Origin of the sequence: Bariatricus sp. SGI.154, assembly GCF_050313795.1 — a bacterium.
Lineage (GTDB): Bacteria > Bacillota > Clostridia > Lachnospirales > Lachnospiraceae > CAMBRQ01.
Map to the genome: position 1 here is coordinate 90,602 of NZ_JBNPMC010000004.1, position 17,374 is coordinate 107,975.

Annotated in this window: 18 protein-coding genes; 16 read left to right on the forward strand and 2 right to left on the reverse strand. The window is 43.3% G+C overall.

The window, feature by feature from the left end:
- The first annotated feature begins 23 nt into the window (after nt 1-23).
- The 11 genes from ACQRBN_RS03805 (at nt 24) to purD (ending at nt 8,462) form a co-directional block, all read left to right on the forward strand.
- The gene (locus ACQRBN_RS03805) at nt 24-497 is read left to right on the forward strand and encodes a DUF3990 domain-containing protein (protein WP_427737645.1); all 474 of its coding nucleotides are present in this window, start codon (nt 24-26) and stop codon (nt 495-497) included.
- Nucleotides 475-918 carry a hypothetical protein gene (locus ACQRBN_RS03810; protein WP_427737647.1) on the forward strand — a complete coding sequence of 148 codons (444 nt, stop codon included), beginning with the start codon at nt 475-477 and terminating at the stop codon, nt 916-918. Before ACQRBN_RS03805 ends, ACQRBN_RS03810 begins: the two co-directional genes overlap by 23 nt.
- A 189-nt stretch (nt 919-1,107) precedes the next feature.
- Nucleotides 1,108-1,788, forward strand: coding sequence for an orotate phosphoribosyltransferase (gene pyrE, locus ACQRBN_RS03815; protein WP_427737648.1), 681 nt, complete (start codon nt 1,108-1,110; stop codon nt 1,786-1,788).
- A gap of 17 nt (nt 1,789-1,805) precedes the next feature.
- Nucleotides 1,806-1,958, forward strand: a complete 153-nt coding sequence (locus tag ACQRBN_RS03820) for a hypothetical protein (protein WP_427737649.1) — start codon at nt 1,806-1,808, stop codon at nt 1,956-1,958.
- Nucleotides 1,959-1,987: 29 nt separating this feature from the next.
- Nucleotides 1,988-2,473: a VanZ family protein gene (locus ACQRBN_RS03825; protein WP_427737650.1), complete on the forward strand. Its 486-nt coding sequence runs from the start codon at nt 1,988-1,990 to the stop codon at nt 2,471-2,473.
- On the forward strand, nt 2,436-2,831 hold the full coding sequence (locus ACQRBN_RS03830) for a DUF6142 family protein (protein ID WP_427737651.1): 396 nt from the start codon (nt 2,436-2,438) through the stop codon (nt 2,829-2,831). Before ACQRBN_RS03825 ends, ACQRBN_RS03830 begins: the two co-directional genes overlap by 38 nt.
- Nucleotides 2,832-4,874 (forward strand): aminopeptidase, encoded by a 2,043-nt coding sequence (locus ACQRBN_RS03835; RefSeq protein WP_427737653.1) that lies wholly within the window; start codon nt 2,832-2,834, stop codon nt 4,872-4,874.
- A gap of 95 nt (nt 4,875-4,969) precedes the next feature.
- Nucleotides 4,970-5,482, forward strand: coding sequence for a 5-(carboxyamino)imidazole ribonucleotide mutase (gene purE / locus ACQRBN_RS03840; protein ID WP_427737655.1), 513 nt, complete (start codon nt 4,970-4,972; stop codon nt 5,480-5,482).
- Between the two features lie 57 nt (nt 5,483-5,539).
- On the forward strand, nt 5,540-6,565 hold the full coding sequence (gene purM / locus ACQRBN_RS03845) for a phosphoribosylformylglycinamidine cyclo-ligase (RefSeq protein ID WP_427737656.1): 1,026 nt from the start codon (nt 5,540-5,542) through the stop codon (nt 6,563-6,565).
- Entirely contained in the window at nt 6,559-7,194 is a 636-nt protein-coding gene (gene purN / locus ACQRBN_RS03850; RefSeq protein ID WP_427737657.1) for a phosphoribosylglycinamide formyltransferase, read from the forward strand. The genes purM and purN overlap by 7 nt, the downstream gene beginning before the upstream one ends.
- Nucleotides 7,191-8,462 (forward strand): phosphoribosylamine--glycine ligase, encoded by a 1,272-nt coding sequence (purD, locus tag ACQRBN_RS03855; protein WP_427737658.1) that lies wholly within the window; start codon nt 7,191-7,193, stop codon nt 8,460-8,462. Before purN ends, purD begins: the two co-directional genes overlap by 4 nt.
- Nucleotides 8,463-9,523: 1,061 nt before the next feature.
- Here the strand turns inward: purD and ACQRBN_RS03860 are convergent.
- Nucleotides 9,524-10,381, reverse strand: a complete 858-nt coding sequence (locus ACQRBN_RS03860) for a MurR/RpiR family transcriptional regulator (protein ID WP_427737659.1) — start codon at nt 10,379-10,381, stop codon at nt 9,524-9,526.
- 297 nt (nt 10,382-10,678) lie between these two features.
- Between ACQRBN_RS03860 and ald the strand changes: the two genes are divergently transcribed.
- From ald to radA, 5 genes are all read left to right on the forward strand, one after another.
- Complete coding sequence (gene ald, locus ACQRBN_RS03865) at nt 10,679-11,797, forward strand: alanine dehydrogenase (protein WP_427737661.1); 1,119 nt, start codon at nt 10,679-10,681, stop codon at nt 11,795-11,797.
- 125 nt (nt 11,798-11,922) lie between these two features.
- Nucleotides 11,923-12,303 (forward strand): GntR family transcriptional regulator, encoded by a 381-nt coding sequence (locus tag ACQRBN_RS03870; RefSeq protein WP_427737663.1) that lies wholly within the window; start codon nt 11,923-11,925, stop codon nt 12,301-12,303.
- Nucleotides 12,304-14,742: an ATP-dependent Clp protease ATP-binding subunit gene (locus ACQRBN_RS03875; RefSeq protein ID WP_427737664.1), complete on the forward strand. Its 2,439-nt coding sequence runs from the start codon at nt 12,304-12,306 to the stop codon at nt 14,740-14,742.
- 57 nt (nt 14,743-14,799) lie between these two features.
- Complete coding sequence (locus ACQRBN_RS03880; protein ID WP_427737665.1) at nt 14,800-15,213, forward strand: endosialidase; 414 nt, start codon at nt 14,800-14,802, stop codon at nt 15,211-15,213.
- 60 nt (nt 15,214-15,273) lie between these two features.
- Nucleotides 15,274-16,629: a DNA repair protein RadA gene (gene radA / locus ACQRBN_RS03885; RefSeq protein ID WP_427737666.1), complete on the forward strand. Its 1,356-nt coding sequence runs from the start codon at nt 15,274-15,276 to the stop codon at nt 16,627-16,629.
- 95 nt (nt 16,630-16,724) lie between these two features.
- Here radA and ACQRBN_RS03890 read toward each other — a convergent pair whose 3' ends face one another.
- Nucleotides 16,725-17,309 carry a hypothetical protein gene (locus tag ACQRBN_RS03890; RefSeq protein ID WP_427737667.1) on the reverse strand — a complete coding sequence of 195 codons (585 nt, stop codon included), beginning with the start codon at nt 17,307-17,309 and terminating at the stop codon, nt 16,725-16,727.
- Nucleotides 17,310-17,374: the final 65 nt, after the last annotated feature.

Here is a 17,374-nt window from a genome sequence, read left to right on the forward strand (position 1 = left end):
AAGGAAAAGTTGAGGTGATATATATGATACTTTATCATGCAAGTAAAATGGTGGTAGAGTTCCCGGAGGTTAGAAAGACACGATATACCAAGGATTTCTCTTGGGGGTTTTACTGTACTAATAATCTCGAACAGGCTGTGCGATGGGCGAATCGAGGAGATGGTGAACCGATTGTGAATTCGTATTATTATGAACCTGTTGATGGATTATCTATATTAAAATTTGAACAAATGACGGATGAGTGGCTGGATTTTATTGCGAAATGCCGAAAGGGTGAGACGCATTCATATGATATCGTGGAAGGACCAATGGCAAATGATACTGTATGGAATTATGTGAATGATTTTCTGACAGGAAGAATAAATTGGAAACAATTTTGGACATTAGCTGAATTCAAATATCCAACACATCAGATTAGTTTTCATACATTGTCAGCGCTTAATTGTCTGAAGTTTGAAAGGAGTGATGTGATTTATGACAGAGAAGGAAAAAAATGATTTATTCTATGTGTGCGCTTTGATTGAATATATTGCCAGAAAAACAAAAAATAAAAGAGGAACAGTTGCTAAGTTAATGGGGGAGATGGGAGTCCGGAAGCAATTGCATGATGCAGAGGTTAATCATTGCCTTTCATTTGAGCAGGTTAGCGATGAACTGATAGAGAAATATGGGATTGCGGAAGGAGATTTTGATACAATTACAAATTGTAAATATACAATTCCAGGTTTTATAGATATTGGAAAATTGTACTGTATTATGATTGAGGATTGTGCAAAACCGGGTGAGGAAGTGCAAGAATTGTTGAACATATTCACCTCTTTCATCAGCGATAAAATATCTGATTTTAAATCAGATGTATATTATCAGAATCCAAGTTATCTGGAATGTTCTTATAAGGCGGGCTATTTATTAGATTAAGGAGTATTATTATCCTTTGTAATGGTGGATAATGACCGAAAAGCGGAGATGCCTGCTTTGATTTATGGTGAATTACCGAATTGAAAAACTATATGAGGTATGTTAAAATTACAAGGAAATTTGTTGAAAAGAAATACACTTCACGATGGCTTGTGATGCTGTAAATCCCATATCATGGAGGTTATAGAGATGGAACAATACAAACAGGAATTTATAGAATTTATGGTAGAGAGCGACGTGCTCAAGTTTGGAGAATTCACTTTAAAGAGTGGAAGAAAGTCCCCGTTTTTTATGAATGCGGGAGGATATGTAACAGGATCTCAGTTAAAGAGGCTGGGAGAATATTATGCAAAAGCAATTCATGACACATACGGAGATGATTTTGACGTTCTGTTCGGACCGGCTTACAAAGGTATCCCACTGGCTGTTGTAACGGCAATTGCATATAGTGAATTATATGGAAGAGAAGTCCGCTACTGCTCTGACCGTAAGGAAGAAAAAGACCATGGTGCAGACAAGGGAAGTTTTCTTGGAAGCAAATTAAAAGACGGTGACCGTGTGATTATGATCGAGGATGTAACTACATCAGGCAAATCCATGGAAGAGACTGTTCCGAAAGTAAAAGGCGCCGCAGATGTGACGATTGTTGGGCTGATGGTATCTCTGAACCGTATGGAAGTCGGCAAAGGCGGGGAGAAATGTGCCCTGGATGAGGTGAAAGATCTGTACGGTTTCAATACCAGCGCGATCGTAACGATGGAAGAAGTCGTAGAATATCTGTACAATAGAGAGTGCCAGGGGAAAATTATCATTGATGATACATTAAAAACTGCGATTGACGCATATTATGAACAGTATGGTGTCAAATAGAGCCAGGAGGGAAGCAGATGAGTGAGAAAGCATATAAAGCAATGAATTTCGCTGGAGTGGCGAATATTGTGGTTGGTGTTATTGTAGCAGTTGTTGGGATTACAGCAGGAGTGATTGCAATTGTGAGTGGAGCACGCTTGTTGAAGGAGAAAAAGGGGCTCATCTTTTAGAGGGTCTTAACTGAAAGGGTGCTGGATTTTTGAGTTTAAAAAGTAATAAAAGGCTCCGGATACTGGGAAAGATATTGTTTGTATTATATATAATATTTATTATATATTTCCTTTTGTTTTCAGACTGGTATGGGCGGACAGGAGAGATGCAGGAGTATCATTATAATCTTGTACTCTTTAAAGAGATCAAAAGATTCTGGAACTACAGGGATCAGGTTGGTCTGTTCGCTATGTTTACGAACTTGTTCGGGAATGTAATCATCTTTGTGCCGTTTGGATTTTTCATGCCTATGGCAAGCAAGTACAGAAGTTTCTTTACGACCGTATTCTATAGTTTTGGACTCAGCCTTTGTGTGGAGACGTTCCAATTAATTGCGAAGGTGGGAAGTTTTGATGTGGATGATCTCCTTCTGAATACGATTGGGGGTCTTGTGGGTTATATTGTATTCGTAATCTGCGCGGCAATAAGGAGAAGACATGTTTATAAGAAGAAAGATAGTAACAGAAGAAGATAGAGCAAAAGCAATTGCCAAGGCCAGGGAAAAGCAGCGTAAGAAGATGATTAAGACCAGATATGGACAGACCAGGTTCCGCCATGCAAGAAAAGGAATCTATTCCTGCTGGTATGCGGCAGTAGTCTGTATATTATTGATCTTGATGATCCTGATCTCGTATGTGGGGAAAGGAGATGTCAATATCTTCATCGGGTTTATCGGACTTGGAACGCTTGTACTGTCCGCAATGGGCTTATGGCTTGGTGTAAAAGGCTTAAAAGAAAGGGATAAGAATTACATAACGTGCAAGGTGGGAATCGGTCTGAATGCCGCAGTACTCCTTGGGCTAATTGCAATATTTATCAGGGGGCTTTTTTAGATGATAGAAGAAAGATATGAATTGGCAATGGAGCGTATCCGCAAGATAAGATTCGAGGAGACTGTGAAGAGTCCCTTCAGAAAGTATTTTCAGAAAATGGCAGAATTTGCCGTATTGATTGATGCGGTAAGGGAGGAACTTCTGAAAGGAGAATATCAAAAGGCGGGGCTTGCAGAACTTGCCGAATGGAATAAGAGACTATATCAGGATATTCTTCCGGGACAGTATGAGACCAGTTATGCGAATCCGTCCTATGCTGTGGAACAATTAGGGGAAGAATTCGGGAGGATATTAAGTTTCCTGTATACGGAACTTCGGGGTGCCATTGCATATGTATTCGAAGGAAAGACGGAATATCTGGATATTCTGTTTGAATTGCTGATAGAGATCTATAATCAGTTCGAAGAAGAGCCGGATGTAAAATACGTAAAGGACTCTATCTACTGGTATGCCAGTGATTACTGTGATGTGTTCACTGCGGATCGGATTCTGGAACAGATAGATCCGACAGAATCCTTTGCGGCAGATATCATCATGAACAGCGATCTGGATGATCTGAGATATCTGTATCAGTTCGGTGAATATATCAGTGAGAATGAACTTAAGACAGCGAGACATCTGATGGAATTAGATGATGCTGTGCTTCAGAAGATGGCAGATGTATATACGGAAGGCTATCGAATCGGGTTTGTGAATACTGGCAAGGATCTGTCGAAGAAGGCGGTTGTGAATATCCGCTATGTACTTGGATTCGAAAAAGTAATCAGGAAATCTATAGAGAATTTTGAAAAAATGGGGTTAAAGCCGGTTATCTACCGTTCTGGTGTCAGTGTGCTGACCAAGCGGCAGCACCTGAAGATTGGCTATTATGGAGCCATTGCGAATAAACAGTATGAATACGATCATCGTAATGACCAGGCGTTATTCCTGGACAAGAAGTTCGTGGAGCGCAAATTAGAAGTGATCCAGACGACCTATGAGCATCATAAAGACCAGGCGGCGAAGTTCGCAGGACCTGCTTGTATCGAGATGTTCGGTGAAGAGCCATTTACGCCGATGCAAAAAGAAGAAGTGATCAAACTCTCAGAAAAGCAGGAAGAACTGGCGCTGCAGTTCGACAGTAGGCAGAGCCAGATTACGAATCAGTATATCAGAGGCGATGAGAGGAGTTTTACGATTATCGCCTATCCTGTGCCGGAGATTGGGGAGCGGTATGAAGAGATCTTCGATGAGATCATAAGAATTAATACGTTAGATGCCAAGACTTACGAGAAGGTACAGCAGACGATTATTGATGCGCTGGATCAGGGAGAATATGTTCATATCCTTGGCTGCAATGGCAATAAGACGGATCTTAAGGTTCAATTATATGAATTGCAGAATCCTGAGAAGGAGACGATATTCGAGAACTGTGTGGCGGATGTGAATATTCCGGTGGGAGAAGTATTTACCTCTCCGGTTCTGGAAGGAACTAACGGAGTTCTGCATGTTAGCAAGGTATATCTGCATGAATTGCAGTACAGAGATCTGGAGATTACATTTGCCAATGGAATGATTGCGGATTATAATTGTAGGAATTTCGAGAGAGAGTTGGAGAATAAAGAGTATATTCATGATAATATTCTTCATAAACATGCCACACTGCCTCTTGGCGAATTCGCGATTGGAACGAATACAACTGCTTATGTGGCGGCGAAGAAATACGGTATTGAAGAGAAGATGCCAATACTGATCGCAGAGAAGATGGGACCGCATTTTGCAGTAGGAGACACCTGCTACAGTTGGAGTGAGGATGTCAAGGTCTATAATCCGAATGGAAAAGAGATTGTGGCAAGAGATAATTCGGTATCTCTTCTAAGGAAAGAAGATGTATCGAAGGCGTATTTCCATTGTCATACGGATATTACGATTCCATATGAGGAATTGAAGAGTATCACGGTAGTAACTAAGGCGGGGGATGAGATACGGATCCTGGAGGAAGGAAGATTCGTGCTTCCGGGGACGGAGATTCTGAATGAACCGTTGAAAAATATAGATAAATAAGGTATCATGAATCCATGTGAGTTAAACGAACATGAAAAGAACGAAGTTCTTGAAGTGCCATCGAAGCATATATGATGAAAGAAAGGATGACGATTATGCCAAGAGTAGGAATTGTGATGGGCAGCGACTCAGATTTAAAAGTTATGAGCAAAGCAGCGGCAATGTTAGAAGAACTGGGAATTGATTATGAGATGACGATTATCTCTGCACACCGCGAACCGGATGAATTGATTGAATGGACACGCGGGGCAGAAGGACGCGGAATGAAAGTTATGATAGCGGGAGCCGGAATGGCAGCGGCACTTCCGGGGATGTGTGCAGCGTTATTCGCACTTCCGGTGATAGGAGTTCCGCTTTCTGGTAAGAATCTGGATGGAATGGATGCAGTATTTTCTATCATGCAGATGCCGCCGGGGGTTCCTGTTGCGACTGTAGCAATCGATGGAGCAAAGAATGCGGCAATTCTTGCAGCGAAGATTCTTGCAGCGTCTGATGAGGTATTGTTAGAAAAGTTAAAAGCATATACAGCTGAGATGAAAGAAGCAGTGCAGGCAAAGGCTGCAAAACTTGACGAGATTGGTTATGAAGCATATCTTGCCGGGAAATAATATCCTGGTGGCATATACATGAAACACAATATAAAACAGATGACAAGGAGAGACGTTATGGATTACAAGAACGCAGGCGTTGATATTGAAGCTGGTTACAAATCAGTAGAACTTATGAAAAAACATGTAAAAGAGACGATGAGACCGGAGGTCCTGGGAGGTCTTGGCGGATTCGCGGGTGCTTTTGATCTGAGTGGAATCAAGAATATGGAAGAGCCGGTTCTTCTGTCAGGAACAGACGGATGTGGAACCAAAGTAAAACTTGCATTCGTAATGGACAAGCATGACACGATCGGTATCGATGCTGTGGCAATGTGTGTGAATGATATTGCCTGCTCAGGTGGAGAACCATTATTCTTCCTGGATTATATCGCGTGCGGCAAGAATTATCCTGAAAAAATTGCTACTATCGTAAGTGGTGTTGCAGAAGGCTGCAAACAGTCCGAATGTGCGCTTGTCGGTGGAGAGACTGCAGAGCATCCAGGTCTTATGCCGGAAGATGAATATGATCTTGCTGGTTTTGCAGTAGGTGTTGCAGATAAGAAAGATATCATTAATGGTGAGGATATTAAGCCAGGGGATGTACTTGTTGGTATGGCATCCAGCGGTGTTCACAGCAATGGATTTTCCCTTGTGCGTAAGGTGTTCGAGATGACAAAAGAGTCTTTGGATACATATTATGATGAACTTGGAAAGACATTGGGCGAAGCGCTGATCGCGCCAACAAAGATCTATGTAAAAGCATTAAAGAGCATCAAGAATAGCGGAGTAAGAGTAAAAGGCTGCAGCCATATTACAGGAGGAGGCTTCTACGAGAATATTCCGAGAATGCTGCCGGATGGCGTCAGAGCAGTTGTTAAGAAAGATAGTTATGAAGTTCCTGCAATCTTCAAACTTCTGGCAAAGAAGGGTGATATTGCAGAAGAGATGATGTATAACACATTCAATATGGGACTTGGCATGGTCATTGCCCTAGATCCTGAGGATGCAGATAAAGCAATGGAAGCAATCAGGGCAGCAGGCGAAGAGCCTTATGTTGTAGGTCATATTGAAGCAGGAGAAAAGGGAGTTACATTATGCTAAATGTAGTTGTGCTCGTATCAGGAGGCGGAACGAATCTGCAGGCGATTATCGATGCAGTGGAGTCTGGCATTATCACAAATGCGAAGATTACCGGGGTGATCAGTAACAATAAGAACGCATATGCACTTGAGAGAGCAAGTAAGCATGGAATCCCTGGAATCTGTATATCGCCCAAAGACTATGCATCCAGAGCAGAATTCAATGAGAAGTTCTTAGAAACTGTGAATGAATTACAGCCTGATCTGATCGTGCTGGCCGGATTCCTGGTTGTGATTCCGCCGGAGATGACTGCGAAGTATCAGAATCGTATTATTAATATTCATCCATCCTTGATTCCATCCTTTTGCGGCACAGGCTATTATGGGTTAAAAGTCCATGAGGCGGCGCTGGAGCGTGGAGTAAAAGTCGTGGGTGCAACGGTGCATTTTGTGGATGAGGGAACAGATACCGGTCCGATTATTTTACAAAAGGCGGTTGAAGTAGAGCAAGGAGATACGCCGAAGGAACTCCAGCTGCGTGTAATGGAGCAGGCAGAGTGGAAGATACTCCCGAAAGCAATCGACTTGATTGCAAATGATAAAGTGAAGGTAGAAGATGGCAGAGTTACGATCATAGGAGGCTCAGAATGAAAGTACTGATAGTAGGAAGCGGCGGAAGAGAACATGCAATTGCATATTGTGTAGCAAAGAGTGATAAGGTGGACAAGATATATTGTACTCCGGGAAATGCCGGAATCGCAGAATATGCAGAGTGTGCACCGATTGGCGCAATGGAATTCGAGAAGATCGTTGCGTTTGCAAAAGAAAAGGAGATTGATCTGGTAATCGTAGGTATGGATGATCCGCTGGTAGGCGGTCTGGTTGATGAACTGGAGGCGGCAGGAATTCGTGCATTCGGACCAAGAAAGAATGCAGCGATCCTGGAAGGTTCCAAAGCATTTTCCAAAGACCTGATGAAGAAATACAATATCCCAACGGCAGCGTACGAGAATTTCACAGATCCAGACAAGGCGCTCGCATACCTTGAGACAGCAAAATTCCCAATCGTCTTAAAGGCAGATGGCCTTGCACTTGGAAAAGGTGTGTTGATCTGCAATAATCTGGAAGAGGCTAAAGAAGGCGTGCAGACGATTATGCTGGATAAGAAATTCGGTTCTGCCGGTAATGAAATGGTCATCGAAGAATTCATGACCGGACGTGAAGTCTCCGTCCTTTCATTCGTGGATGGCAATACGATTAAAACTATGACTTCTGCACAGGATCACAAACGTGCAGGAGATGGCGATACGGGTCTGAATACCGGAGGAATGGGAACATTCTCTCCAAGCCCGTTCTATACTAAAGAAGTGGAAGAATTCTGTAAGAACCATATCTTCCAGGCTACGGTAGATGCTATGAAAGCAGAAGGAAGACCGTTCAAGGGCGTTATTTTCTTTGGACTGATGCTGACAGAAGACGGACCAAAGGTTCTGGAGTATAATGCAAGATTCGGAGATCCGGAAGCGCAGGTAGTTCTTCCGAGAATGAAGAATGATATTATCGAAGTATTAGAGGCATGTATCGATGGAACACTTGACCAGGTAGATCTGCAGTTCGAGGATAATGCGGCAGTGTGTGTTGTGCTTGCAAGCGAAGGATACCCGGTGAAGTATGATAAGGGGCTTCCGATTCGTGGATTGGATGAGTTCAAGAAGCAGGAAGGATATTATTGCTTCCATGCAGGAACAAAATTCGATGGAGATCAGATTGTGACCAATGGCGGACGTGTGCTGGGTATTACGGCTAAGGGCAAGGACTTGAAAGAAGCAAGGGCTCATGCATACGCTGCTACAGAGTGGGTGCAGTTCGATAATAAGTTTATGCGGCATGATATCGGGAAAGCGATAGATGAGGCATAAGATGGGAATTTAATGGAGAAAATAGATTCTTGGAAAGTGTACGGTGCAAGGGCAGGGAAGTTGTGGGCTGTGGCCGGATCATTTCGCCAAGACCTCGTAACAGAAAAAGATATCGTCAGTTCTAACCGGGTATATTCGCCGTAAGCCCTTGATGGCCTTACGACTCAGATGCCCTCGAAACCAGGACTTGTGGTCCTGGTTTCGCACGAACTGACGGTATCTTTTTCTACAACGGGGCCTAAGGCGAAATAATACGGTCACAGCCCACAACTTCCCTGCCCTTGCACCTGACATTTCCGTGGACTCAAGGCTTTCTCCAGTGGGAGATTCCGGCGAAGGATGTGGGGGGAGCGTTATTGATGGGGAGTATGTTTAGAGTATGTTAAGAGTGCAAAAAGTGTAGGAGAGTGTGGGGGATGTAATCACATCTAATATATGTCGTATAGTTGTTTTGCACTTCACTGGTTTCGCCAATATTACATACCCTAATGCCCAAAACCCTGAGTCATAGTATGTAATCATCAATAATCTGGTCTAACACTGCCAAGATTATTGCCGCTGGCGGCAATACTTCATACACATCCATCAGCAATCCGGTTTCCACTAATTCCAACTAGTTCCAAGCGGTTCTAACTATCAACATGTTTGCTTATCTTAGTTTGCTTGTCTTAATTTACTTACCTTATCTTATTTCAACCGTCATTTCCTGCCAATACCGTTCCCCATTGCACTTCCGCCAGGAATCCTTCCCGTTCATGAAGAGTTACACATACGAATGTCAGGCAAAGAGGGGCAGTATGGGCGTTCGTATCCGTAGAAGAGCCGTACAAGCCGTTAGTGAAAAAGAGGTCTGAAATTAGGAGGACTTCTGTACTACCAGTACAGAAGTTCAGACTATCGCGGACGGAAAATCATCAAGATTTTGCGTCCGCTATAGTCGATGCCTAATTTCAGACCTCTTTTGAACTTACGGATTGTAGGCGACTGGAGTCGGATCTGAACGCCCATGCTGCCCCTCTCTGCCGTACACTCCACATATACTCTTCCAGAACAAAGTTCCCCTAATAATTCCCTAATTCCCCCAGGTACTTGTCGATTTTTTTCAACCGCTTTTCAATTCCCTTCACCTTATGGCTGATCGTATCCAGCAATGCCTCGGCCACGAACTGCGGGCCAACCATCGAGTTAAAGAACGCATTGCTATCCACCGGAACGGTAATCAGCACGGTTGCATACTGTGCCAGAAGCGCGCTCGGCTTATCAGTGATAACGATAATCTTAGCCCCCGCTTCCTGCGCCATTTTTGCTGTCACCCGATCCAGAGAAGAATATCTTGGGAAACTGAAGATAATCAGGCAGTCTTCTTTGGAGATGTTGCACATATGATCAATTGGGCTGATAGAAGCCGAGTGTGTTGTCTCCACATGTGGGAGCATATGTTTTAAATATAACAGAAAATAATCAGCAAGACAGGAGTTGCCGCGGGATGCGGCGATGTATTTGCGTTTGCTGGCAATCATGACATCTGCGGCTTCCTCGAAAGCAGCAGATGTATTGTGAACGAATACTGCCTCCAGGTTCTTGGCAGCGTTTTTAAAGTGGCGATTGATATAATCAGAGTTGTTATCAAGTTTTGCTCTTTTCGCTACTCTTTGGGCAGGGACGGTGATCGTGCTGGATATGCTGAGCACTCTGTCCTGATATTCTTTCCTTAATGCTTTTTGGAAATCCATAAAGCCGCTGAATCCCAGTGAACGGCTGAAACGGATCACAGAGGACTCACTTACGCCAAGTTTCAAGGCAATCTCGGTAGATGTCATAAAACAAGCATCAGCGGAATTATCTAATATGTATTTGGCAATCATTTTCTGGGTTTTCGTCAAGTCGGCATTATGGATAATTTCTCTTAGTTCATTCATGATAAGTACCTCCGGCAATTGATTGACTCTTCTATATAGATTTAACCATGAAATGCTGAAGAATGCAAGTGCAATTGTAAATACAATTTTAAAATATTACACACAATAAAAAGTTTTGTGAAAAAAATAACTTTTATTGCACATTATACTGCTGTGTGGTAATATGATTTTAGAGACAAATGAATAATATTCTTCACAAAAATGATAACGTGAAAAATATTGTTCAAAAAATGTCAAAGTCGGCAAGAGCGACGAACGGTATATATTATTATTCAAAAACACAGGAGGTAGATTCAAATGAAAGTAGGATGCGTAAAAGAGATTAAGAACAATGAGTTCCGTGTAGGTATGACACCTGATAACGTTAAGAGTTATGTAAATGCAGGTCACGAAGTTTTAATCGAGAAAGGTGCTGGAGTTGGTTCTGGATTCTTGGATGATGAATATGAAGCAGCAGGCGCTAAGATGATCGATACAGCAAAAGAAGTATGGGATAGCGTAGAGATGATGGTTAAGGTTAAAGAGCCATTGCCGGAAGAGTATCCATTATTCCATGAAGGACTGATCCTTTATACATATCTTCACCTTGCTGCTGATAAGCCGCAGACAGATGCTCTGTTGGGCGCTAAGGTTAAGGGTGTTGCTTACGAGACATTGTTCGATCCAAGAAACGGCGGACTGCCACTTCTTGCTCCAATGAGCCAGATCGCTGGACGTCTGAGTATCCAGGAAGGTGCTAAGTATCTTGAAAAGACATTCGGTGGAGAAGGTGTTCTTCTTGCAGGTGTTCCTGGAACTCCAAAGGCTAACATCGTAATCCTTGGTGGTGGTAACGTAGGAACTAACGCTTGTAAGATTGCTGTAGGTATGGGCGCTAACGTAACAATTATGGATATCAGCCTTCCAAGACTTGCATATCTTGATGATATCTTCGGAGCACGCATCCAGACATTAGTTTCTACAGATGCTAATATCGAAAAAGCAGTAAAAGAAGCAGACCTTGTTATCGGTAGTGTACTGATTCCAGGAAAATCTGCACCGAAGATCTTCAAGAAGAAATATCTCAAAGAGATGAAACCAGGCGCTGTATTCGTAGACGTTGCTGTTGACCAGGGCGGATGTGGTGAAACAACAAAGGTTACATACCATGATGATCCGATCTTCATCGAAGACGGTGTTGTTCACTACTGTGTAGGTAACATGCCAGGAGCAGTTCCGAGAACATCTACAATCGCTCTGACAAACGCTACATTAAGCTATGGTCTGCAGATTGCAAACAAAGGCTTAGAGCAGGCTTGCAAAGACAATGAAGTTATCTACTCTGCTATCAATACATATGATGGAAAACTTACATGCAAGAACGTTGCAGATAGTTTTGACTGCTATGAGTATGTAGATATCAAGACTCTTGCTTAATTAAGAAAATTCCAAACTTAATTCCTTCAAAGTTGCGAAGAGGGCTTACAATTTAGGTTGTAAGCTCTCTTTATTTATGTTATATTATCTGTATAACAAAAGAAGCAATAGAAAAAGGTGATACGATGTTGATTGAGATTGATTTTAACAGTGATGAAGCAATCTATGTACAATTACAGAATCAGATTATTATGGGGATTGCCATGGATGTGATTCGGGAAGGAGATCCTCTGCCATCGGTAAGGCAGCTTGCTGAGAGGGTAGGCATCAATATGCATACGGTGAATAAGGCGTATACGATATTGAAGCAGGAAGGATTTATCAGGCTTGACAGAAGAAAAGGCGCAGTTATTGCGATTGATGTAGACAAAGCCAGAGCACTTATGGAGATGAAGGAGAGGCTTCGCATATTGCTGGCAAAGGGCAGCTGCAAGAATATTTCCAAAGAAGAAGTGCATGCTTTAGTGGATGAGATATATGACGAGTATGGAAAGGGTAGAATGTAAATGAAGTATACAGAACAGGCGAATGAAGTCTTGCGGATTGCAAAAGATATAGCGAGAGAACTGCATCACCCATACGTGGGAACGGAACATCTTCTCCTTGGTCTTAGAAAAGTTTATACCGGAGTGGCGGGACAGATTCTGGGGACCAGTGGTGTAGATGAGGAGAAGATTCTGAAAGTGGTGGATGAACTGGTGTCTCCGGTGGGAGGCGTGACGCTTGCCCATCATCCGGAGATTAGTCCGAGGCTGGAATACATTTTGGAAGAAAGCAAGGAAGAGGCGGCGCATTTCCATTCAGATAAGATAGGGACTGAGCATATGCTGCTTGCGCTTCTGCATGATGCGGACTGTGTGGCAACAAGGATATTGCTTACGTTGAATATCAACGTGCAGAAGTTATATCAGGAGATATTCACGGTGCTGGGTGCAGATCCGAAGGAATATCAGGAAGAGATGATGCAGGATGGCAGTAAGAAGCGAGAAGGCGTACTGGAGCAATATGGAACGGATCTGACTGCCCAGGCAGAAGAAGGGAAACTGGACCCCGTAATTGGAAGGGATGCGGAGATTGGTCGTCTCATGCAGGTTTTAAGCAGAAGAACGAAGAATAATCCGTGTCTGGTAGGAGAACCAGGTGTTGGAAAGACGGCAGTGATTGAGGGGCTGGCTTCTCAGATCGCGGCGGGAGTTGTTCCGGAGAGCATGAAAGATAAGAGGATTCTCACGATGGATCTGGCTGGAATGATCGCCGGCTCTAAATATCGAGGAGAATTCGAAGAGAGAATGAAGCGTCTGATTCAGGAAGTAAAGACGGCGGGCAATGTGATTCTCTTTTTGGATGAAGTGCATACCATTATAGGCGCAGGAGGTGCGGAAGGTGCGATTGATGCATCGAATATATTGAAGCCATCCCTTGCCAGGGGCGAGATTCAGTTGATTGGGGCAACAACGATTGTTGAATACCGCAAGTATATAGAAAAGGATGCAGCACTGGAGCGAAGATTCCAGCCGATTACAGTAGAAGAGCCAACCGAAGAGCATTGTCTTGCCATCCTAAAAGGGCTTCGGGGAAAATATGAAGAACATCATCATGTAGAGATTGAAGAAGAAGCGTTAGAATCCGCAGTCAAATTATCGAATAGATATATTAATGACCGATTCCTGCCGGATAAAGCGATTGATGTGCTGGATGAGACTTGTTCAAAAGTAAGTCTGAGAGGGTTTAAAGTTCCTGAGAGCGTGTTTGCGCTGGAGGAATCGATTATAGAACTATCGAAAGAACTGGAGGATGCAATTCGCAGGGGGGATATCCGGGAGGCATCGCTGGTTCGAGGAGAGCAGGAAGCGGCAGAAAAGAGACTTTTGCAGGTCAGGAAGCGCTTTGACAGGAAGAATGCAGATAGAAAGGTCGTTGTAACGGAAGCCGATATCGCAGATGTAGTATCGCAGTGGACAAAGATTCCGGTTCAGAAACTGGCTGAGTCAGAGAGTGCAATGCTGAATAAGTTAGAGCAGACTTTGCATAAACGTGTCATTGGACAGGAAGAAGCGGTGACGGCAGTGTCGAAAGCGATCAAGCGAGGAAGAGTAGGACTAAAAGACCCGAAACGTCCGATTGGCTCCTTCTTATTCCTTGGACCTACAGGTGTTGGTAAGACAGAACTGTCCAAGGCGCTGGCGGAAGCCTTGTTCGGTAATGAGGAATCCATGATCCGGGTAGATATGTCTGAGTATATGGAGAAGCATAGTGTTGCCAAGATGATAGGTTCTCCTCCGGGATATGTGGGGCATGATGATGGCGGACAGTTAAGCGAGCAGGTGAGACGCCATCCATACTCTGTGGTTTTGTTTGATGAGATTGAGAAGGCACATCCGGATGTGTTCAATATCTTGCTGCAGGTATTAGATGACGGTCACATTACAGATTCTCAGGGAAGAAAAGTAGATTTCCGTAATACGGTGATTATTATGACTTCCAATGCAGGAGCGCAGGCGATTATCGATCCTAAGAAATTGGGATTTAACGTCAAAGAGGACGCGGCTGGCGATTATAAGCGGATGAAGAGTAATGTTATGAATGAGATTAAGTTAATCTTCCGTCCGGAGTTCCTGAACAGGATTGATGAGATTCTGGTATTCCATCCGCTGACCGGAGACCAGATGAAGAAGATTGTAGGCTTGATGTGCAAGGAATTGGTAAAGAGGGCAAAAGACCAATTGGGAATCCAGCTTACGATTCGGGATTCGGTGAAGAAGCACATCGTGGAAACTGGCACGGATCGGAAATATGGGGCGCGTCCGCTTAGACGTGCGGTTCAGAATCAACTAGAAGATAAACTGGCAGAAGCACTCCTTAGCGGAGAGATCAGACGTGACTCGGAAGTGGTAATTGGAATGTCTAAAAAAGAAATAAAATTTGAGATAAAGACTACAAATTAATATATTTTTGAGATATAATAGGTGATACAAAAGAAGAGCCTTAGGAGGAGAAGACAAATGGCAGCAGTGAAAGAACTATTGAAAACTGAAGCGGATGGAACGCTTAGTTTTGGGGACTATACTTTGGACAGCAAGACGAAACTGGATGGGTTCGAATTCCAAGGAGATTTATATAAGGTAAAGACTTTTGCAGAGATTACCAAGTTGGAGAGAAACGGTATGTTCGTATATGAATCTGTGCCGGGAACCGCGGTTTGGAATTTTAAAGCAAGCGCAGATCTCGTATCATTTAAGGTATCTGGTGTGAAAGATGCACAGTTTACGCTGGAGTTAGAGGCTGACAGTGAGTATGTAGTATATATGGATGATGTCAATGTGGGAGATATGAAGACGAACTTAAGTGGGAAACTGAGTGTAAGTGCTGAACTGGAGCCGGATAAATGTGTGGAAGTGAAGGTTGTTAAGAAGTAAATATACGTTTGTAAGGAAGGGGCTGCCTGGTGCAGCCCTTTTTGTGAATGGAGAGTTAAGATGGCAAAAGCAAAAAAAAGCATATATTTCTGTCAGAACTGTGGGCATGAGGAAAGCAAATGGCTGGGGCAGTGCCCGATGTGTAAAGAGTGGAATACATTTGTAGAGGAAAAAGTAACAACTGTAAAACCAGGAGCGATTAAAGAGAGAAAAGAAACGCAGATTGTCACATTGACAAGCATATCGACGGATGAAGATGAGAGGATGCAGACGGGAATCCAGGAACTGGACCGGGTGCTTGGAGGAGGCATCGTGCCAGGTTCTTTAGTGCTTGTGGGCGGAGATCCGGGTATTGGCAAATCTACTCTTTTGCTTCAGGTATGCCAGAAACTGGCGGCTATGAACAAGAAGATTCTGTATATCTCTGGGGAAGAGTCTTTGAAACAGATTAAGTTACGTGCCAACCGTATGGGAGAATTTACGGAGTCTTTGTATCTTCTGTGTGAGACGAATCTGGATATGATACGTAGTGTGATTGAGCAGCAGAAGCCGGATATGGTCGTAATTGATTCTATTCAGACGATGTACAATGAAGAGGTAGGCTCAGCGCCGGGGAGTGTGTCTCAGGTCAGAGAGTCTACGAATATACTGATGCAGCTTGCAAAGGGGCTGAATATCTCTACGTTTATCGTGGGACATGTGACAAAAGAAGGAACTGTTGCGGGACCGAGGGTATTGGAGCATATGGTGGATACAGTTCTGTATTTTGAGGGAGATCGACATGCATCTTACCGAATTCTGCGTGGTGTGAAGAATCGTTTTGGTTCTACCAATGAGATTGGTGTATTCGAGATGCAGAAAAGCGGGCTTGTAGAGGTGGAGAATCCTTCGGAATTCATGTTAAGTGGTAAGCCAGAGAATGCATCGGGATCAGTGGTGGCTTGTGCGATGGAAGGGACACGTCCGATGCTGATGGAGATTCAGGCGTTAGTGTGCAGGACGAACTTTGGGATGCCGAGAAGAACGGCAGCAGGGTTGGACTACAATCGGGTAAACCTTCTGATGGCGGTATTGGAGAAGCGAGTGGGGCTTCCATTGTCTAATTATGATGCTTATGTGAATATTGCAGGTGGTATTAAGATGAATGAACCGGCGGCAGACCTGGGGATTGTGATAGCGATTGCATCCAGTTATAAGAATAAGCCGGTATCGGAGGATACGATTGTGTTTGGAGAAGTGGGACTTAGTGGAGAAGTCCGGGCAGTAACCATGCCGGAGCAGCGAGTGGCTGAGGCGAAGAAACTGGGATTCAAGACCTGTGTGGTGCCGGAGGTGTCGGTGAAGAGCATCGGAAAAGTGGAAGGAATAGAAGTGATTGGTGTGAAGTCGGTGAATCAGGCGATGAATCTACTGTGATAAGTGCTTATACTAATAAAAGTAAAGGCGGGTATCAATAAAAAATTGATATCCGCTTTTGCTATTTCTAGTTATAATATTTATTTGTGATATTATTACGAACAGTGTTCTATTAATTCGTCCAGAATTTTTAGAGTATCTTCTTTTGAATACACATATTCACTGGCAGGCAGACTAAGAATAAAATCAAAAAAAGCTTTGCTGATTATGGGCTCAAGAATATGCATATTGGAATGATATGCTTTTTCTTCAAACATCAGTGTAGTGAAAATGTGGATTCCTTTATCCGGACTAATGGTAAATGTCAGATATTCCGGAATCTGAAATTTGGAAGGATTCACAATCAATCCGGTAATGCTTCCATCTGCAATTCCGTCCTTTAGTGCCTGCATTAGAGAAAGTTTTTCTTTTGTTGTGCATGGTTGTACATATTCTCTTGGCATATCACAAAAAACTCCAGTTTCACAAAAATCTCGAAGTCCCGAATAAGTAAATACTGTATAGTAATTGCTGGTCAGATTTCGAATGATGGAAAATCGTCTGTCTGCTGCGTCTACCAGTTCCTGATAGTAAGGAAGTTCCTTTGGAACTTTAGATGCTATGAATTCTCGAGAATAGAATTTCCCAAAGCATGGCTGCGCCATGATCGTGTAATAGCCATCCAGCGTGGAATAATCCATGTATTGTTTCAGAATATCAAATGGATCCATACTACAGGTAAGAAGGGATTCGCACTGGTTAATTG